This window comes from Micromonospora sp. LOL_021, from assembly GCF_048060215.1.
Taxonomy (GTDB): Bacteria; Actinomycetota; Actinomycetes; order Mycobacteriales; family Micromonosporaceae; genus Micromonospora_E.
On sequence record NZ_JBHMIN010000013.1, the window covers coordinates 65,446 to 83,894 of the forward strand.

The 18,449-nt window shown below is 72.3% G+C and carries 17 protein-coding genes; 13 read left to right on the forward strand and 4 right to left on the reverse strand.

Features of this window, described 5'->3' with window-relative positions; all coding sequences use genetic code 11:
• The first annotated feature begins 4 nt into the window (after positions 1-4).
• The 5 genes from pgsA to pspM all read left to right on the forward strand — a co-directional run bounded on the left by pgsA (position 5) and on the right by pspM (position 3,836).
• A complete protein-coding gene (pgsA, locus tag ACFHWT_RS11485; protein WP_416594586.1) occupies positions 5-607 on the forward strand; it encodes a CDP-diacylglycerol--glycerol-3-phosphate 3-phosphatidyltransferase in 603 nt (200 codons plus the stop codon).
• Between the two features lie 104 nt (positions 608-711).
• Entirely contained in the window at positions 712-1,209 is a 498-nt protein-coding gene (locus ACFHWT_RS11490) for a CinA family protein (RefSeq protein WP_416594587.1), read from the forward strand.
• Between the two features lie 166 nt (positions 1,210-1,375).
• Positions 1,376-1,900: a helix-turn-helix domain-containing protein gene (locus ACFHWT_RS11495; RefSeq protein WP_416594588.1), complete on the forward strand. Its 525-nt coding sequence runs from the start codon at positions 1,376-1,378 to the stop codon at positions 1,898-1,900.
• Between the two features lie 232 nt (positions 1,901-2,132).
• Complete coding sequence (locus ACFHWT_RS11500) at positions 2,133-3,014, forward strand: PspA/IM30 family protein (protein WP_416594589.1); 882 nt, start codon at positions 2,133-2,135, stop codon at positions 3,012-3,014.
• A gap of 36 nt (positions 3,015-3,050) precedes the next feature.
• Entirely contained in the window at positions 3,051-3,836 is a 786-nt protein-coding gene (pspM, locus tag ACFHWT_RS11505) for a phage shock envelope stress response protein PspM (RefSeq protein ID WP_123600646.1), read from the forward strand.
• Here pspM and ACFHWT_RS11510 read toward each other — a convergent pair.
• The 4 genes from ACFHWT_RS11510 to ACFHWT_RS11525 all read right to left on the reverse strand — a co-directional run bounded on the left by ACFHWT_RS11510 (position 3,739) and on the right by ACFHWT_RS11525 (position 10,764).
• A complete protein-coding gene (locus ACFHWT_RS11510; protein ID WP_416594590.1) occupies positions 3,739-4,584 on the reverse strand; it encodes a DNA-formamidopyrimidine glycosylase family protein in 846 nt (281 codons plus the stop codon). The genes pspM and ACFHWT_RS11510 overlap by 98 nt on opposite strands.
• 97 nt (positions 4,585-4,681) lie before the next feature.
• Positions 4,682-5,413, reverse strand: coding sequence for a DUF4142 domain-containing protein (locus ACFHWT_RS11515; protein ID WP_123600648.1), 732 nt, complete (start codon positions 5,411-5,413; stop codon positions 4,682-4,684).
• A gap of 336 nt (positions 5,414-5,749) precedes the next feature.
• The gene (locus tag ACFHWT_RS11520; protein ID WP_278168020.1) at positions 5,750-5,989 is read right to left on the reverse strand and encodes a CPCC family cysteine-rich protein; all 240 of its coding nucleotides are present in this window, start codon (positions 5,987-5,989) and stop codon (positions 5,750-5,752) included.
• A gap of 128 nt (positions 5,990-6,117) precedes the next feature.
• Complete coding sequence (locus ACFHWT_RS11525; RefSeq protein WP_416594591.1) at positions 6,118-10,764, reverse strand: ATP-dependent helicase; 4,647 nt, start codon at positions 10,762-10,764, stop codon at positions 6,118-6,120.
• A gap of 187 nt (positions 10,765-10,951) precedes the next feature.
• Here ACFHWT_RS11525 and ACFHWT_RS11530 point away from each other — a divergent pair, with 187 nt between their 5' ends.
• The 8 genes from ACFHWT_RS11530 (at position 10,952) to mnhG (ending at position 18,395) form a co-directional block, all read left to right on the forward strand.
• Positions 10,952-11,290: a hypothetical protein gene (locus tag ACFHWT_RS11530; RefSeq protein WP_416594592.1), complete on the forward strand. Its 339-nt coding sequence runs from the start codon at positions 10,952-10,954 to the stop codon at positions 11,288-11,290.
• A gap of 166 nt (positions 11,291-11,456) precedes the next feature.
• A complete protein-coding gene (locus ACFHWT_RS11535; protein WP_416594593.1) occupies positions 11,457-11,903 on the forward strand; it encodes a hypothetical protein in 447 nt (148 codons plus the stop codon).
• Between the two features lie 180 nt (positions 11,904-12,083).
• The gene (locus ACFHWT_RS11540) at positions 12,084-14,981 is read left to right on the forward strand and encodes a Na+/H+ antiporter subunit A (RefSeq protein ID WP_416594594.1); all 2,898 of its coding nucleotides are present in this window, start codon (positions 12,084-12,086) and stop codon (positions 14,979-14,981) included.
• A 1-nt stretch (position 14,982) separates the two neighbouring features.
• Positions 14,983-15,468, forward strand: coding sequence for a Na(+)/H(+) antiporter subunit C (locus ACFHWT_RS11545; protein WP_416594595.1), 486 nt, complete (start codon positions 14,983-14,985; stop codon positions 15,466-15,468).
• A complete protein-coding gene (locus ACFHWT_RS11550; RefSeq protein WP_416594596.1) occupies positions 15,465-17,111 on the forward strand; it encodes a Na+/H+ antiporter subunit D in 1,647 nt (548 codons plus the stop codon). Before ACFHWT_RS11545 ends, ACFHWT_RS11550 begins: the two co-directional genes overlap by 4 nt.
• A complete protein-coding gene (locus ACFHWT_RS11555) occupies positions 17,108-17,728 on the forward strand; it encodes a Na+/H+ antiporter subunit E (protein WP_416594597.1) in 621 nt (206 codons plus the stop codon). Before ACFHWT_RS11550 ends, ACFHWT_RS11555 begins: the two co-directional genes overlap by 4 nt.
• Positions 17,725-18,015 (forward strand): monovalent cation/H+ antiporter complex subunit F, encoded by a 291-nt coding sequence (locus ACFHWT_RS11560; RefSeq protein WP_416594598.1) that lies wholly within the window; start codon positions 17,725-17,727, stop codon positions 18,013-18,015. Before ACFHWT_RS11555 ends, ACFHWT_RS11560 begins: the two co-directional genes overlap by 4 nt.
• Positions 18,012-18,395: a monovalent cation/H(+) antiporter subunit G gene (gene mnhG / locus ACFHWT_RS11565; RefSeq protein WP_278168028.1), complete on the forward strand. Its 384-nt coding sequence runs from the start codon at positions 18,012-18,014 to the stop codon at positions 18,393-18,395. Before ACFHWT_RS11560 ends, mnhG begins: the two co-directional genes overlap by 4 nt.
• The last annotated feature ends 54 nt before the right edge of the window (positions 18,396-18,449 follow it).

Consider the following 18,449-nt stretch of genomic DNA (forward strand, 5'->3'; position numbering starts at 1 on the left):
GCTGATGACCGAGCCGGGCGCCTCCGCCGGTCCGCGTACCGCCGTGACCGCGGTGCCGGTGGTCAATGCGGCCAACGCACTCACCGGGCTACGCATGGTGCTGGTGCCGGTTTTCGTGGTGTTCGTGGTTCTCTCCGGGATGACCCATCCGGGCTGGCGGATCGCCGCCTGCCTGACGTTCGTCGTCGCGTCGGCGACCGACCTGATCGACGGCTGGATCGCCCGCCGGTACGCCTTGGTGACGTCGTTCGGCAAGGTTGCGGACCCGATTGCCGACAAGGCGCTGACCGGCACCGCGCTGGTACTGCTGTCCTGGTACGACCTGGTGCCCTGGTGGGTGACCGGGCTGATCCTGGTGCGTGAGTGGGGGGTCACGCTGATCCGGTTCTGGGTGCTGCGTCACGGGGTGATCGCGGCGAGCCGGGGCGGTAAGGCAAAGACGGCGCTGCAGATCATGGCGATCGTCTGGTACCTGCTGCCGCTGCCGTCGGTGCTCGCTGCGGTCGCTCCGTGGATCATGGCGGCCGCGCTGCTGGTCACCGTGGCGACCGGGCTGGACTACCTGGTCCGCGCGTTGCGGCTGCGCCGTACCGGGCCGGACCGGTGACGTCGGCCGGGTCGGACCGAGTGTCTCCAGCCGGGCCGGACCGAGTACCTCCGCTCAGGTCGCCAGCGGGCGGGCGGTCGGCGCCCGACGGCGGCGATCTCGGCATGGGGCGGTCGCCCAGCGGCAGCCCGGCGGCGGCGGTCGTGCACGCCTTGGCGGAGCGGGCTGAGACGCTGGCGGTCGTCGAGTCGCTCACTGGTGGGCTGCTGGCGTCCGCCCTGGTCGAGGTCGCCGGGGCGAGCCTGGTCTTCCGCGGCGGGCTGGTCGTGTACGCCACCGATCTGAAGCGCACCCTGGCCGGGGTGCCGGAGCGGTTGCTCGCCGACCGCGGACCGGTCGACCCGGACGTCGCGGTCGCCATGGCCCGGGGTGCCCGGGTCCGGTGCGCCGCCGACTGGACGCTGGCCACCACCGGGGTGGCCGGCCCGCAGCCGCAGGGCGGAAAGCCGGTCGGGCGGGTCTACGTCGCCCTGGCCGGTCCGGCTGGCGTGCATCAGGTCCGGCGGTTGGACCTCGGTGGCGGTCGAGACGCGGTACGCAGGTCGAGCGTGACCGCTGCCCTGCGACTGCTGACGACGCAACTACGCGCCACGCGGGCCTGAGCGGGGGACACCCGGGACGCCGAGCGGATATAACTGACATCTGACCCGGATCGCCCTGCCGGGCCCGATTCGTGCTCTCGGGTGGGGTGTCGATCGGGTGACGAACGGATAAGGTTGCGGGAAGCCTCCGGCACTCGCCGGCCGGTCCCGGACAGGGGGAGGTGCGATGGTCCTGCTACGCCGCGTCATCGGTGACGCGCTGCGTGCCCGCCGGCAGGGTCAGCGCCGGACTCTGCGCGAAGTTTCCACCGCCGCCAACGTCAGCCTCGGCTACCTCTCCGAGATCGAGCGCGGCCAGAAGGAAGCCTCAAGTGAGCTGCTCGCTGCGATCTGCGACGCGCTGGGTGCTCAGTTGTCCGAGGTGCTGCGTGACGTGAGCCACACCGTGGCCGTCGCCGAGCAGCGGCAGTGCCTGCTGGTTCCGTTCCCCGAGCAGTCCCCGACCTCACCCTCCGCGTCGCCCGAGCGGTCCCTGGACGAGCGGCCGAGCCACAGCGAGGTGCTGCGCTCCGCCCCGGACGGTGCCGTCGGTACGGCAGAGCGGGGCGACGCCTCCGTGCACCAGGTCGCCGCCGAGGGCGGGGTGACCGTCTCGGTCCGCAGCGACTCGCCGCTCAAGACGACGCTGCGGGCCTCCCGGCGGGTGTCGAACACCGGCGGTCGGGACCGTGACGTCGTCTGCGCCGCCTGAGCCACGACGGATCGGGCTGCCGCGGGCGGCCGGGTCCAGGGCTCGCCACCGCTGGATCCGGGACACTAAGGTTGACCCTCGACCGACGTACCCTGCCGGATCCCACCGACGCCAGCTGACGCGGTGGCGACGGCCTGGGACGATGGTAGGGGTGCCGGCGCACCGTACCGCCCGGGTCGGGTCGCCGTGACCGCCTGACCGTTCGCGCCGATAGTGAGGGGATACCGCAGAGATGGCGAACCCGTTCGTCAAGGGTTGGCGCTACCTGATGGCGCTGTTCGGCGCCAAGATAGATGAGCACGCCGACCCCAAGGTGCAGATCCAGCAGGCGATCGAGGACGCCCAGCGCCAGCACCAGGCACTGGTTCAGCAGGCCGCCGCAGTGATCGGCAACCAGCGACAGCTGGAGATGAAGCTCTCCCGGCAGATGAGCGAGGTCGAGCGGCTGCAGGGGATGGCCCGGCAGGCGCTGGTGCTGGCCGACAAGGCCCGCGCCGAGGGCGACGAGGCGGAGGCGAACAAGTACGAGCAGACCGCCCAGACTCTCGCCACCCAGCTGGTCTCCGGCGAGCAGTCGATGGAGGATCTCAAGACCCTGCACGACCAGTCGTTGGCCGCCGCTGCCCAGGCCCGTCAGGCGGTGGAGAACAACCAGATGATCCTGCAGCAGAAGCTGGCCGAGCGGACCAAGCTGCTGAGCCAACTCGAGCAGGCCAAGATGCAGGAGACCGTGGCGTCGTCGCTGGAGTCGATGTCGGCGCTCGCCGCGCCGAAGAACACGCCGTCGCTCGACGAGGTGCGGGACAAGATCGAGCAGCGCTACGCCACCGCGATGGGCCGGGCCGAGCTGGCCGGCAACTCCGTCGAGGGGCGGATGCTCGAGGTGCAGAAGTCCACCCTCGACATGGCCGGCTCGTCGCGGCTCGATCAGATCCGGGCCAGCATGGCCGGAGAGAAGCTCGCCGGGGCACAGCCGGGGCCGGCGGTCGAGCAGACCCCGGCCGGTGCGGACAGCACGGCCGGCGCGGACAGCGCCAGTGTCGCCCGCCTCGACCAGCTCCGTGCCTCGATGGCGAAGGACAAGAACACCGGTGACGCCTCCGCCGCCGGCTGACCATCGGGCTGGCCGAGAGGGCGGGAAGGAGCAACGGTGGTGGATCCACGGACCCGCTACTTCCGCAGGCTGCGTCGCCTGCGTCGGGGCGCCCGCCGGTGGACCGTGCTCGCCGGCGGCTTCGGTGGCGCGGCGGCGGTCCTGCTGCCGTACGCGGGGGTCAGCCCGGTCGACGCGGTGTGGGCGGCGGCGGCCGGCGCCAGCACCGCGTTGGCCTTCTGGCGCTGGTCCGATCTGCGGGCGCTGACCGCGCAACCGCCGCCCCCCGCGCCGGATCCGGCCATCGCCGCCGAGCAGGCCCGGCTCAAGCTGGTCGCCACCGTCGAGCGGATTCCGCTCGGCCGGGCCGCCGTCGGCGAGGTACGCCGACAGCAGGCGCTGCTGGCGTTACGCGGAACGGCGGCGGCGGACGTCTGGACCCGGCTGGACCGGGCCGCGCGTACCCTCGCCGGTCTGGTGCCGCGGCTGACCGGGCCGGGCGAGTCGGCCCAGCTCGAAGCTGCGGTGGCCGAGCAGTCACTGCGTGACCTGGCGTACCGGGTGGCCAGCGTGGAGAAGGCGGTACGGCTGGCTCCGGCCGACGCCGGGCTGGCCAATTCGCACCGGGTGCTCGTCGAGCAACTGGAAGCCGGCACCGTCGCCTACGAAGGTCTGGTCGCGGCGGCCGCCAACTACGTCGCCGAGGACGGTCGGGCGGTCGGGCAGCACCCGTCGGTGAGCCGGCTCACCGAGGCCGGTGACCTGCTGCGGGGGGTTGCCGCCGGGCTGGCGGAGCTGCGCCAGCCACCGGACCCGGCTGGCACGTCGGGCACCAGTAGGTGACCCGCCCCACCGCCGGCTCGATGCGACGCACGGCCGTACCGCAGCGGCGGCACGGCCGCCGCCAGCGCCCGTACACGTAGGTGGCCTCCCCGGGCAGGCCGGTGATGCTGCGGCTGGCCCGCCCCCGGTTGGCGACCAGCAGCCGGCGTGCCAGGTCGACGACGGCGGCCAGGTCCGGCACCTCGCGCACCGGTGTACCGGGCGCGACACCACGCAGGAACAGCAACTCGCAGGCGTAGACGTTGCCGATCCCGGCGAGATTGCGCTGGTCGAGCAGCGCCTCGACGACCGGCATCTCGGGCCGGGCGGCGAGCCGGCGGACCGCTTCGGCCGGGTCCCAGTCGGCACCGAGCAGATCCGGCCCCAGCCCGGCGGTGAGTTCCGGCTCCCGCTCCGTCGTCACCAGGGCCAGCTCGTGCAGGTGATAGCCGACGGCGACGGATTCACCGGTGCGCAGCACCACGCGGATCAGGTGTGCCGGCCGGGCCGTCCAGCGTTGACCGAGCCGGTAGGTCCGCCAACTGCCGTCCATCCGTAGGTGCGAGTGCAGGGTGTACCGCCGGTCGTCCGGTGCCCTGAGCCGCAGCAGAAGGTGCTTGCCACGGCTCACGGAGTCCAGCACGGTCCAGCCGGACAGGTCGATGGTCGCGAGCCGGGGGATCCGGAAGTCGCTGCCGGTGAGCCGCCGGCCAGCCAGCACGTCGCACAGCCGGTGGGCGGTGTTCCAGACGGTGTCGCCTTCAGGCACGACGACAATCCTGCCGCAGGTCGCGACCGAATGGGCCCGGGTAGCCGACTGCCCGGGCCGGATGTCTCCGCCCGGGCAGTCGGGGTGACGACAACGGTCAGTACCGCCGTCGGAAGACGGCGAAGGTGGCGGCGGTGCCGAGCGCCAGCGCGCCGATCAGCACCACCCAGATCGCCGTCGAGTTGACGCCGTTGTTGAGCTCCGCGTTGGCTTGGACCGCAGCGAAGAGGCTGTCGTCAGCTGGTGCCGGCACGGCCACCGGGGGAAGCTCGCCGTAGCGCACCAGACCGGTGCTCTCCAACAGTGACATGTGGGTCTGGACGAAGCCGTTGGCGTCCTGTGCGAGCTGCCGGACAACGTCGTTGCGGGTGCTCGCCCGGACTGCACCGATGACCGGGAAGATGTTGCCGTGGGCGGCGCGGAGCCGCTCAACGAAGATCCGGTCGAACCGGGCGCCCTCCGAGGTCTTCATCTCGTTGACCCAGCCCTGCTGGGTGGGGGTCGGGTCGGTGGGCAGCTCCACACCCAGCTTGTTCGCCGCCTCGACCACCAACAGGTCGAGCTCGACGTGCTGTTCGGCGATGGCGGCGCCGACCTCGCGGACCCGTTGCGTGCTGCCCTTCTCCGCCGCCAGCTGACCGGCGGGAATTTCCCACAGCCCGGCGAGCCGGACCCCGTTGAGCAGCTGGATGTCGGTGGCGGCGAGTTGGGTCGCCCCGGACGGCTGGGCGAGCGCGACGCCGGGCAGTGCGAGCAGCCCGGCGACGAGACCCACCAGGACCACTGTCAGCCGGCGTGGGGTGTGTGCCGCAGATCGTGCCCGGGCCATAGTGTCTCAACCTCCGAGTGGGGTCGACAGAGCGGTTGATGATCGATCAGAACGTTATGTCGAATACCACCCGCGCGTCAATGCTGCTGGCTTGGAATCCACAAAAAAAAGAAGCATTTAATCGTTTCCTGTGGCTAATCTGACTCAACTCGCCGGCATCGTCCGTTCGGCTGATGTCCCCGGTTCAACATCGAGGTCACGGGGTTGTCCGCCCAGTGCGAATCTGGCCGCTTGACATACCGCGGCAGGAGTGCGGTTTGTGGCGTCGCGGTGACAGGGTGCCGACACCGTAGCAGAATGTCGGCCCATTCCTGACCCGGCGGATCACTGGAATCGCTACGGATACTCATCAGGACGCGGGGGCCGGACGATGTCGGCGTACCGCAGATGGCTGGCACCGTAGATCGCGAAGTTGAGCCGGGCATGGGACAGGCTCAAGTCGCCGTTCGGCCCGCCACGCACCACCTCAGCGTCGTCATCGCCCTGGCCGTCGTCGGTCCAGAAGCAGACGGGGCAGGTGGTGCATCCGGTCCGGTAACCACAGCAGGGGCATCTGTCGACGGAGTACGGGACCACCCGCTAAGCCTTCCACAGGAACGTTTCGGGCATGTGCCTGAGGTACCCCCGTCGACGGTCCGCCGGCAGCGCGCCGCCGACGGCGGGTGCACCCGGCGTACCCGCCCGTGCCCCGCCGACGTCCCCGATCAGCCGCGCAACCGCAGTCCACGCGGGGTGGCCCGGAAGCCGGCGGCGGCCAGCGCCGTACGTAGCGGGGAGCCGTGCACCCGCTCCCCGTCGGCGCGCTCGACCGAGATGGTGCCGAGCGCCCCGGAGCTCACCGCGCCGGCCAGCGCTCGGGCCGCCGCATCGAGCCGCTGTTCGTCCTGAGTGAAGCAGAGCAGACTGCGACCGCCGCGTTCGACGTAGAGCACCGCCTCCGCGTCGACCAGGACGACCAGCGCCCCGGCCTTACGCCCGGGTCGGTGCCCCGCCGCCGACTCGTCGGCGCTGTCCGCCGGGCGCTCCGGCCAGGGCAGCGCCGCGCCGTACGGGTTCGCCGGATCGGCTGCCGCCAGCACCACCGCCTCGGGCTGCCGGCGGTGCGCCGGATCGGAGCCGGCGAGTTCCCGCAGCCGGTCCACCGCACCGGGTACCGCGAACTGGGCCGCACCGAGCCCGTCGACGAAGTAGCCCCGGCGGGCCGCGCCGCGTTCCTCCAGCGCGGCCAGCACCGGGTACACAGCGGCGAACCCACCCGGCTGTCCCTCGGCGGTGACCGCCCCCCGGGTCACCACCCCGTGCCGTTCGAGCAGTACATCGGCGGCGAGCGTCGCCCGCCGGGTCGGGTCGGGGTCACGAGGCGGCAGTAACGACCACCGACCGGCCAGCTGCGGCGCGGCGGTACGGGCGAGAAACTCTCGACCGACCCGCCGGGCCCGCCCTCGAACCTGCGGCCCGGCGGCGGTGCGCACCCGTTGGGTCGGGCGTGGTCCGAGTACGGCCCGCAGTGGCCCCAGCGTGTCGTTGGTCAACCAGCCGGCCCACACCAGCTCCCAGATCGCCGTCTCGATCCGCCCGGCCGGATCGGCAGTGTCGGCGAGCACAGCGCCAGCGGCGCCGGCGGGCGCGAGGTCGGCAGTGTTGGTGAGCGCCGCGCCGGCCCGGTCGGCCAGCTGCCGGAAGAACAACGCCTGCTGGTCGGCGAGGGCGGCGAGCACCGCTTCGTGCACTGGAGTCAGCGTGAGCGCCGGGTCCGGCGGCGGCAGCAGCAGCGGTGCGGTCTCCGTGAACACTAACCGGATCCAGCCGTCACCGGAGCCGACCGCGCCCGCACCGGACCAGGTGACCTCGCCGGAGGCGCAAAGCTCGTCCAGGTACGCGGGGGAGTAGTCGGTCACCCGGGCGGGCAGGATCAGCCGTTCCACCGCGCCGGCCGGCAGGGCCGCTCCCTGCAGTTGCTCGACGGCGGCCGCCACCCCGTCCACCCCGCGACCCGGGCCGGCGACCTGCTGCCACCGGGGTAGGAACCGGACCAGGGCGGTGGCCGGCACCGGCTCGATCTCGCGACGCAGCGCCGCGAGCGAGCGGCGCCGCAGCAGCCGCAGCACGTCGGCGTCGCACCACTCGGTGCCGACCCGGTCCGGGGTGAACTCGCCGGCCACGATCCGCCCGGTCGCGGCGAGCCGGCGCAGGGTCTGTTCGACGACGAAGGTGCCCAACCCGAACCGGGCGGCGCACCCGGCGGTGCCGAATGGTCCCCGGGTACGGGCGTAGCGGGCGACCAGGTCGCCGAGTGGGTCGGCCACCGGGGCGAGGTACGCCGCGGCGACGCCGACCGGCAACGCGACACCGAGCGCGTCGCGCATCCGGGCGGCGTCCTCCACCGCGATCCACCGCTCCTGTCCGGCGATCCGCACCCGCAGCGCGCGCCGGGCCCGGGACAGCTCGGCCGGCCAGCCCGGGTCGACCCGCCGGGCCCGCAGCTCGGCGTCGGACAGGTCGCCGACGACCCGCAGCAGCTCGGCCAGGTCCTCGGCGTCGCGCAATCGGCGGTGCCCGTCCAGCCACTGCAGCTGCCGGTGGGTCTCGTCGAGCACCGCCGGGTCGAGCAGTTCCCGTAGCTCGACCCGGCCGAGCAGCTCGCCGAGCAACGTCGAGTCGAGACTCAGCGCGGTGGCCCGGCGTTCGGCCAACGGCAGGTCCCCGTCGTAGAGGAACGCTCCGACGTAGCCGAACAGCAGGGAACGGGCGAACGGCGACGGTCGGGGTGTCTCGACCTCCACCAGCCGCAACCGCCGTGCCGCCAGGTCGCCCATCAGCCCGGCCAACGCCGGCATGTCGAAGACGTCCCGCAGACATTCCCGCGCCGCCTCCAGGGTGATCGGGAAGTCGGCGAACTCCCGCGCCACGTCGAGCAGTTGGGCGGCGCGTTGCCGCTGCTGCCACAGCGGCTGCCGGCGTCGCGGATCCCGGCGGGGCAGCAGCAGCGCCCGGGCGGAGCATTCCCGGAACCGGGCGGCGAACAGGGCCGACCCGCCGACGGCCGCCTCGACGAGCTGGCTGATCTCGTCACCGTCGAAGGCGACCAGGTCGGCGCCGGGTGGTGCGTCGGCCATTTCGGGCAGGCGGACCACGATGCCGTCGTCGGCCGGCAGCACCTGGGCGTCGACGCCGTACCGCTCGGTGATCCGGTGCCCGATCGCCAGTGCCCACGGGGCGTTGACCTGAGCACCGAAGACGCTGTGCACGACCAGGCGCCAGTCGCCGAGCTCGTCGTGGAACCGTTCGACGACGACCGTCCGGTCGTCCGGCAGGCTCCGGACGGCGGCGCGCTGGTCGTCGAGGTAGCGCAGCAGGTTGTCGGCGGCCCAGTCGTCCAGACCGGACGACAGCAGCCCGGCGCGGGCGGCGGTCAGGTCCTGCCGGCCGAGCTGGCGCAGCCGGGCGCCCAGCGCCCGGCCCAGCTCGGCCGGGCGACCGGGTTGGTCGCCTTTCCAGAACGGCATCCGGGCCGCCTGGCCCGGGGCGGGGGTGACCAGCACCCGGTCCGGGGTGATCTCCTCGATCCGCCACGACGTCGCACCGAGCAGGAAGATGTCGCCGACCCGGGACTCGTAGACCATCTCCTCGTCGAGCTCGCCGACCCGCACGGGCCGTTCGGCGCCGGCCAGGAAGACACCGAACAGGCCACGGTCCGGGATCGTGCCTCCACTGGTGACGGCCAGCCGCTGCGCGCCCGGTCGCCCGGTGAGCAGGTCGGCGTCGCGGTCCCAGACCAGCCGGGGACGCAGTTCTGCGAACGCGGTCGACGGGTACCGGCCGGAGAGCATGTCCAGCACTGCGCGCAGCGCCGAGTCGGGCAGTTCGGCGTACGGGGCCGCGCCGCGTACCAGGGTCGCCAGCGCGTCCACCGGCCAGGGATCCAGCGACACCATGGCCACGATCTGCTGGGCCAGTACGTCGAGTGGGTTGCGCGGGTACCGCAGCTGCTCGATGGCGCCGTGGGCCATCCGCTCGCTGACCACGGCACAGGCCAGCAGGTCACCCCGGTGCTTCGGCAGGATCACCCCGTGCGACAGCGCGCCCACCTGGTGCCCGGCCCGGCCGATCCGCTGCAGGCCGGCGGCGACGCTCGGCGGTGCCTCGATCTGTACGACGAGGTCGACCGCACCCATGTCGATGCCGAGCTCCAGGCTGGAGGTGGCGATCACCGCCGGCAGCTGGCCGGACTTCAACGCCTCTTCGATCTGCTGCCGTTCGGAGCGCGACACGCTGCCGTGGTGGGCGCGGGCGATCACTGTCGGGGCGCCGTGCGCGGTGTCCGACTGGGCCATGATCTCCGCCGGCATCCGGGTGCTGGACCGCCGGTCGTTGCCGCTGCTGTCGGCGGGGTGCGGGCCGGACTGCTGGTCCGTGCCGTCCGCCCGGTCCGCGGCGAGTTCGTTGAGCCGGGCGCAGAGCCGTTCCGCCGAGCGCCGGGAGTTGGTGAACACGATGGTCGACCGGTGCCGCTGGATCAGGTCGAAGACGCGTTCCTCGACCGCCGGCCAGATCGACCGGCCGGCCGGCGGCGGACGATCGGGGTCCTCCGGCGCCGACTCACGTTCGTCCAGCTGGTCGAGATCCGGCACCGGCACCTGGACGCTGACGTCGATGGTCTTGGCCGTGGCCGGGGCGACTACCTGCACGGGCTGACGGCCACCGAGGAACTGGGCGGTCTCCTCGATCGGCCGGACCGTGGCGGACAGGCCGATCCGCTGGGCGGGTGTCGGCAGCAGCGCGTCCAACCGCTCCAGCGACAACGCCAGGTGCGCACCGCGTTTGGTGCCGGCGACCGCATGCACCTCGTCGACGATGACCGTACGTACGCCGCGCAGCGACTCCCGGGCGGACGAGGTGAGCAGCAGGAACAGCGACTCGGGAGTGGTGATGAGGACGTCCGGCGGTTGTCGGAGGAAGGCGCGTCGCTGATCGGCCGGGGTGTCGCCGGTGCGGATGCCGACGGTCACCTGCGGTGCCGGCGCACCGATGCGGGCGGCGGCCTGGCCGATGCCGACCAGCGGGGTGCGTAGGTTGCGGTCGACGTCGACCGCGAGTGCCTTGAGCGGGCTCAGGTAGAGCACCCGGCACCGCAGCCGCGGATCGTCCGGAGCGGGCGAGCGGGTCAGCTGGTCCAGCGACCAGAGGAACGCGGCGAGGGTCTTGCCGGATCCGGTGGGTGCGACCACCAGGGCGTGCCGGCCGTCGCTGATCGCCTCCCACGCGCCGGCCTGCGCGGCGGTCGGCGCGGCGAAGGCGGCGGAGAACCACTCCCGGGTGGCTGCCCCGAAGCGTTCCAACACCGCGGTCATCGCTGGTCCCTCCATCGGTCGGTCCGGCTGCCAGCGTGCACCATCCTGCCCGTCGGGTACGACGAAGCTGGCCCGCCCGGGCGGCCAGATCCCACAAATTCGAGTGGAACCGGCAGGTCTGGCTTGCCCGACTTAGTAGTCATGGAGTAACTTTCCGTCATCATCCGATCTCTCAAGGAGTACCTCCATGCCCGTTGCCGAGCGCGGCCTCCACCACGACACGGAGGTGCTGCTCCGGAAGGTGGACGGACTGGTGGCGCTGCTGCGGCTGCGGCACCACCGGCTCGACCCGGCCGCGGTGGACCGGTTCGCCGACACCCTGCGGGCCCTGGTCGTCGACAGCGGATCAGCGAGCGCCGCCGATCGCGCGCGGGTACGCGCCACCGTGCACTACCACATGCTGCTGGCCAGCCGACGAGGTCTGCTGCCGCTCGCCGACGTGGCCGCGTCCGCCGGACCGGCGACGTCGGCCCGCCCGGCGACGTCGCCGATTCCAGTGCCGCCCACCGAACCAGCCGGCACGTGACGGTAACCGTACGGTAACCACCGAATCCGCTTCGATCGCTTACCATCCAGACTCCGGAAACCGGCGACGTCCAGGCCCGGCCGCCGTCCGGCGGGCACGGCCAGCCAGGCGGCCGTCACCGGGAGACCGGTAGGCTGGCGGGCGTCGACAGCGGAGGGGGGCACGGATGGCACAGCTGCGCCACCTCCCTGCTCCGCACAGGATCGCCGTCGTCCTACTCGTCCTGCTCACCGTCACCGCAGTGCACGGTGCCGCCTCGGTCGCCGTACCAGCCGTCGCCGTCGCCGCCGGGCCGGCCTCCATCGGAGCCGCGCTGCTGCACCAGACGGTCTCGCCCGGTGGTCGCAACTGCGTCGACGACGCCGACCACCGGCAGCAGCAGAGCCTGTCGGCCCGGCCCGGCCCGGCCGGCGACGACCACGGCACCCCGACCGGTGCCGTCACCACGCCAACCTGGTCCGCCGCGCCATCCGCCACCGGTCAGGCCGCCCGGTCGTCGGCCGCCGATCCGCTCCTGCGCCGCGGCATGCGGCCCTGCTCCAGCCGGGCGCCACCCGACCGGCCGGCCGCGCAGCTGACCACTGCGGCCGCGCAACTGCCCATTTTCGACTGAGCCGGGCCACCGACCCGGCGGAGTGTCAGGGCCGGACGTCCCGAACCTCCGCCACTGCCACGTCACCCCCCCCCACGGCCGCGTCGCGCCGTCCGGCGTTCCTCTCCGCCGGCCGGGCGAGCCCGGCAACGGACCCGTGCCGACGCGCGGGCCCGCGACCACACCTACCTGGAGCCGTGCGTGCTGGTATTGCTCATCGTCCACCTGGTGACGGCGCTCGTGGCGCCGGTGCTGGTCCGCTGGTGTGGACCGCGGGCCTGCTACCTACTGGCCGGCGCGCCCGGCGCAGCCGCCGGCTGGGCACTGGCCAACACCGGTGCGGTACGCGACGGTGCCACGCTCGACGAGACGTACCGGTGGGTGCCGCAGCTCGGCCTCGACCTGGCGTTTCGGGTCGGCACCCTGTCCTGGCTCATGGTGCTGCTGGTCGGCGGCGTCGGAGCTATGGTCCTGATCTACTGCGCCCGCTACTTCGCGCCGGGTGAGCCCGGCCTCGGCCGGTTCACCGCGAACTTCGTCGGATTCGCCGGAGCCATGCTCGGTCTGGTCCTCGCCGACGACCTGATCCTGCTCTATGTCTTCTGGGAGCTGACCACCGTCTTCTCCTACCTGCTGATCGGCCACCATCCGGAGAAGCGGGCCAGCCGCCGGGCCGCCGCCCAGGCGCTGATCGTGACCACCCTGGGCGGCCTGGCGATGCTCGTCGGGTTCATCGCGCTCGGCGAGCAGGCCGGCACCTACCGCTGGTCGCAGATCGCGGCCAGCCCGCCGCCGGCGGGCGGCTACCTGGCCGTCGCGCTGGTGCTGGTCCTCGTCGGCGCGCTGGCCAAGTCGGCGATCTTCCCGTTCAGCTTCTGGTTGCCCTCGGCGATGGCCGCGCCCACCCCGGTCAGCGCCTACCTGCACGCCGCCGCCATGGTGAAGGCCGGCATCTACCTGGTGGCCCTGCTGTCGCCGGTGTACGCGGGCAACCCCTGGTGGTACTGGTTGATCGTCACCACCGGCACCGCCACCATGCTGGTCGGCGGCTGGGCGGCGCTGCGCCAGACCGACCTCAAGCTGCTGCTGGCGTACGGGACCGTGAGCCAGCTCGGCCTGCTGGTGGTGGTGACCGGCGCGGGTGAACGCGGCCCGGCGCTGGCCGGGGCGACGATGCTGCTCGCCCACGCCCTGTTCAAGGCGACCCTGTTTCTGGTGGTCGGGATCGTCGACCAGTGCGCCGGCACCCGCGACCTCACCGAGTTGAGCGGGCTGGGTCGGCGGATGCCGGCGGTCGCCGTGGCCGCCACGCTCGCCGCCGCGTCGATGGCCGGAGTGCCGCCGCTGCTCGGCTTCGTCGGCAAGGAAGCGGTGCTGGAGGCGTTCGCACCGGACCCGGTCGTGTTGGCGCTGATCGTCCTCGGCTCGGTGCTCACCACCGCGTACAGCGCCCGGTTCATCTGGGGCGCGTTCGCCGGCAAGCCCGGTCGGGAGCCGACCGCCGCCGCGCCGGTCGGCCCGGTGTTCGTGCTGCCGGTCGGCGTACTGGCGCTGCTCGGCCTGCTGCTCGGGCCGGCGGCCGGCGTCGTCGACAGGGTGCTCACCCCGTACGCCGGACTGTTCGGCCCGGGTGACTACCACCTGGCGCTGTGGCACGGATTCACCCCCGCGCTGGGGCTGTCCCTGGTCGCGCTCGTCGGCGGTGCCGCGCTGTTCCTGGCCCGGGAACGGGTGGCCGCCGTGCAGCGGCGGCTGCGCGCCCCGACCGACGGGGCGACCAGTTACGCCCAGGTGACCCACCTGCTGGACCGGATCTCGGTGGAGGTCACCGGCGCCACTCAGCGCGGATCGCTGCCGCAGTACCTCGGCATCATCCTGCTGGTACTGGTCACCGTGCCCGGTGGAGCGCTGCTGGTGACCCGGCCATGGACCGGGCAGTGGCGCTGGTACGACACGCCGGTGCAGATCGCGGTGGCAGCGGTCCTGGTGGTCGCCGCGATCGCCACGGTCCGGGCGCAACGCCGGCTGAAGGCCGTCATCCTGGCCGGAGTGACCGGGTACTGCACCGCGTTGATGTTCGTCCTGCACGGCGCGCCCGACCTGGCGCTCACCCAGGTCCTCGTCGAGACGATCACCATCGTGGTGTTCGTCCTGGTGGTCCGTCGACTGCCGATCTACTTCTCGGAACGTCCACTGCGTTCCAGCCGGTACGCGCGGATCGCTCTCGGTGTCGTCGTCGGCGTGGTGATGTCCGGCATGGCGATGGCGGCGGTCGGCAACCGGGACGCGGCACCCGTCTCGGAGGCCTTCCCCGAGCAGGCGGTGGAGTACGGCGGCGGGCGCAACGTGGTGAACGTGACCCTGGTCGACATTCGGGCCTGGGACACCATGGGGGAGATTTCGGTGCTGGTCGTCACGGCGACCGGCGTGGCCAGCCTGGTGTTCCTGCGGCCGCGTACCGGTCCGGGTCCGCGCCGGGTCGGCGCCGCGGCTGCGGCCGGCCACCGCGGCCGGCCGGGCGGCCCGTCACCGCCGGCCCGGTCCCGGCGCCAGCGGATCTGGCTACGGGGCGGGGCGACCCAGACCGCACGGGGTCGGTCGATCATCTTCGAGGTCGTCACCCGGCTGCTGTTCCACGCCATCCTGGTCTACTCGATATTCCTGCTCTTCTCCGGCCACAACGCGCCCGGGGGCGGGTTCGCCGGCGGGCTGGTGGCCGGGCTGGCGCTGGCGGTGCGCTATCTCGCCGGTGGCCGCCACGAACTCAACGAGGCGGCACCGGTGGACGCCGGGCTGGTGCTCGGCGTCGGTCTGTTCCTGGCGATCGGGGCCGGGCTGAGTCCGATCCTGGTCGGCGCCGACGTGCTGCAGAGCGCCATCGTGGACCTGCACCTGCCGGTGATCGGCGACGTCCACCTGGTCACCTCGCTCTTCTTCGACGTGGGCGTCTACCTGATCGTGGTGGGTCTGGTCCTGGACATCCTGCGCAGCCTCGGTGCCGAGGTCGACCGGCAGATCGCCCGGTCCGCCGAACCGGACGTCGAGGTGGACGACACCCCGCAGGGCAGGCTCGACCGGGTTGCCGGAGAAAGGAGCTGAGATGCCGCCCAACATCGTGCTTGTTCTGGTCGTCGGGGTGCTCTTCGCCGCCGGCGTCACCCTGTTGCTGGAGCGCAGTCTCACCCGGGTGGTGCTCGGGGTGGTCCTGCTCGGCAACGGGGCGAACCTGCTGATCCTGCTGGGTGGGCGGCCCGGCGGGGCACCCATCGCCGAGGTGACCGCCGCCGAGGAGATGAGCGACCCGCTGCCGCAGGCGCTCATCCTCACCGCGATCGTGATCACGCTCGGGCTCACCGCGTTCCTGCTTGCCATGGCCTACCGCAGCTGGCTGCTCTTCGGCCACGACGAGGTCCAGGACGACCTGGAGGACCGGCTCATCGTGCAGCGCGCCCTGGCCGACCAGGGGCCCAACGCCGAGGACGACGCCGAGGACAGCGACGACCACGACACCGACCCGATCGACGCGATCGGCGCCCCCCGTACCGCCCCGGCCCGCGCCGGCGATCTCGATCGGAGCGACCCGTGAGCTTCCTGGTGCCGTTGCCGGTGATCGTGCCGCTGCTCGGCGCGGGCATCACCCTGGTGCTGGCCCGGCATCCGCGTGCCCAGCGGACCACCAGCGTCGCCGCCCTCACCGTCACCTTCGGCGTCGCGCTCGCCCTGTTGATCACCGCCCACATCGAGGGACCCCAGGTGGTACGGGTGGGCGGCTGGCCGGTGCCGCTGGGCATCGTGCTGGTCGCCGACCAACTCGCCACCCTGATGCTGGTGGTCTCCACTGCGGTTACGCTCTGCGTACTGCTGTATTCGATCGGTGAAGGCCGCGCTGACGGCCGGGAGAGCACACCGGTGGCGATCTACCACCCGACGTACCTGATTCTCACCGCCGGGGTGACCAACGCGTTCCTCTCCGGGGACCTGTTCAACCTGTACGTCGGGTTCGAGATCCTGCTCGGCGCCAGCTACGTGCTGCTCACCCTGGGCGGCACCGAGGTACGGATCCGGGCCGGCACGACCTACGTCGTGGTCAGCATCCTCTCCTCGGTCATCTTCCTCACCGCCATCGGGCTGATCTACGCCGCCACCGGCACGGTGAACCTGGCGCAGCTGGCCGACCGGCTCGACGGACTCCCCGACGACCTGCGGCTGGTGCTGCAGCTGATGCTGCTTCTCGCGTTCGGCATCAAGGCCGCCGTCTTCCCGCTGTCGGCCTGGCTGCCGGACAGCTACCCGACCGCGCCGGCCCCGGTCACCGCCGTCTTCGCCGGCCTGCTGACCAAGGTCGGCGTCTACGCGATCATCCGTACCGAGACGTTGCTGTTCCCCGGCGGGCGCTCCCGCGACCTGCTGCTGGTGGTCGCGCTGCTGACCATGGTGGTCGGCATCCTCGGTGCCGTCGCCCAGTCGGACATCAAGCGGCTGCTCTCGTTCACCCTGGTCAGCCACATCGGCTACATGCTGTTCGGAATCGCGCTCGGCACCGCCGCCGGACTGGCCGCGGCGATCTTCTACGTGGTGCACCACATCACCATCCAGACCACGCTGTTCCTGGCGACCGGGCTGGTGGAGCGCCGGGGCGGCAGCACCAACCTGGAACGTCTCGGCGGGCTGGCCCGGGCCGCGCCGCTGCTCGCCGCGCTGTTCTTCCTGCCCGCGTTGAACCTGGCCGGCATACCACCGTTCTCCGGGTTCCTCGGCAAGCTCGGGTTGCTGCAGGCCGGGGTCGCCGACGGCGGCCCGCTGGTCTGGGTGGTCGTCGCCGGTGCCGTGCTGACCAGCCTGCTCACCCTGTACGCGGTGACCCGGGTGTGGAATCTCGCCTTCTGGCGCAAGACCGCCCCGCAGGCCCCAGCGGGCGGTCCGGCGACGGTGCCGGCACCTGCTGCGGCCCCGCAGCCGGCGACGGTGCCGTCCGCGACCCGGGCGGTGTCCGGTGTCCGGGTGCCATCCACCGACTCGGCCTCCACCCCGCTCACCGCCGACGGCCCGGGGTCAGTGGAACCGATGCCGCCCCTGCTGGTCGGCGCGACCACCGCACTGGTGCTGCTCGGACTGGCGCTGACCGTGCTGGCCGGACCGTTGTACCAGGTCGGCACCGAGGCGGCGGCCAATTTGGTGAGCCGTACGCCGTACGTCGACGCGGTGTTCCCGCAGGGAGGAGCGCGATGAGTCCGGTGTCCAGGGCCGCGCGCTGGCGTACCCAGATTGTCGCGGTCGCCGCTCTGGTGGTGCTGTGGAATCTGTTCTACGGACGGTTCTCCGTCGGCAACCTGCTCGGTGGGACGGTCGTCGCACTGGTGGTGGTCACCGTCTTCCCGTTGCCGCCGGTCGCCTTCGAGGGCCGGATCCGGCCGCTGGCGGTGCTGCGCTTCCTCGCCCGGTTCGTCGTCGACCTGTTCACCGCGAGTGCGCAGGTGGCCTGGACCGCCGTCCGGTTCGGGCACACGCCGCGCAGCGCGGTCATCGCGGTGCGGCTTCGGGTCCGGACGGACCTGAACCTGACCCTCACCGCGGAGGCGTTGTCGTTGATCCCGGGCAGCCTCATCGTCGAGGCCGACCCGGCCAGCGGCACCCTCTACGTCCACGTGCTCGACGTCGTCGACCACCACGACGTCGAGCGGGCCCGGCGGAAGGTGCTGGCGTTGGAGGAACGGATCGTCCGGGCCGTCGGCTCGGCGGACGACGTACGTCACCTGGACGACCCCCGCCCGCCTGACGATTCCCGCCCGGACGACCATCCCCTTTCAGGGAACGATCCCTGCCCAGGGAACGGAGAAAATCGATGACCTTCGTGGCCGTTGTGGTGACCGTACTGCTGGCCGTGGCGGCCCTGCTGACCGTCGGGCGGATCATCCGTGGTCCGACACTACTCGACCGGGTGGTGGCCGCCGAGGTGCTGATCGCCATCATCGTCGGTGGGCTCGCCGCCGAGGCGGCGGTCAACCGGCACGCCACCACTCTGCCGGTGCTCGTGGTGCTGTCCCTGCTCGGGTTCGTGGGCTCGGTCAGCATCGTCCGGTTCGTCGCCGCCCGTTCACCTGCGGTGGCCGCCGCCGAACGGGAGCAACGGTGAACGGGGTGCTGACCGTACTGTCCGGCACGCTGCTGATCGGCGGCGCGCTGCTCAGCCTGGCGGCCAGCATCGGTCTGCTGCGTTTCCCCGACGTCGCCGCCCGGATACACGCGGCGACCAAGCCGCAGGTTCTCGGCCTGCTACTGGTCCTCAGTGGGCTGGCGCTGCGGCTGCAGAGCGGCACCGAGCTGGCCACTCTGCTGATGGTGGCGGTCTTTCAGATGGCGACCGCGCCGGTCGCGGCCCACATCATCGGCCGGGCCGCCTACCGGGCCGATCTGGTCCGGCGCGACCTGCTGGTCACCGACGAGGCGGACGGAATGGCGGTCGACGGCACCGGCGGCGACGGAACCGGTGGGCAGCGGCGGGCCACTATATAATCCGGCCATGACCGACGCTCCTGCCCAGGAGGGCAGCAGTAGCCAGCCGGGTAG

Coding starts and splice junctions, on each gene's coding strand:
- pgsA (WP_416594586.1), top strand. CDS start 5: ATGACCGAGCCGGGCGCCTCCGCCGGTCCGCGTACCGCCGTGACCGCG.
- ACFHWT_RS11490 (WP_416594587.1), top strand. CDS start 712: ATGGGGCGGTCGCCCAGCGGCAGCCCGGCGGCGGCGGTCGTGCACGCC.
- ACFHWT_RS11495 (WP_416594588.1), top strand. CDS start 1,376: ATGGTCCTGCTACGCCGCGTCATCGGTGACGCGCTGCGTGCCCGCCGG.
- ACFHWT_RS11500 (WP_416594589.1), top strand. CDS start 2,133: ATGGCGAACCCGTTCGTCAAGGGTTGGCGCTACCTGATGGCGCTGTTC.
- ACFHWT_RS11515 (WP_123600648.1), bottom strand. CDS start 5,413: ATGGCCCGGGCACGATCTGCGGCACACACCCCACGCCGGCTGACAGTG.
- ACFHWT_RS11525 (WP_416594591.1), bottom strand. CDS start 10,764: ATGACCGCGGTGTTGGAACGCTTCGGGGCAGCCACCCGGGAGTGGTTC.
- ACFHWT_RS11530 (WP_416594592.1), top strand. CDS start 10,952: ATGCCCGTTGCCGAGCGCGGCCTCCACCACGACACGGAGGTGCTGCTC.
- ACFHWT_RS11535 (WP_416594593.1), top strand. CDS start 11,457: ATGGCACAGCTGCGCCACCTCCCTGCTCCGCACAGGATCGCCGTCGTC.
- ACFHWT_RS11545 (WP_416594595.1), top strand. CDS start 14,983: ATGCCGCCCAACATCGTGCTTGTTCTGGTCGTCGGGGTGCTCTTCGCC.
- ACFHWT_RS11555 (WP_416594597.1), top strand. CDS start 17,108: ATGAGTCCGGTGTCCAGGGCCGCGCGCTGGCGTACCCAGATTGTCGCG.
- ACFHWT_RS11560 (WP_416594598.1), top strand. CDS start 17,725: ATGACCTTCGTGGCCGTTGTGGTGACCGTACTGCTGGCCGTGGCGGCC.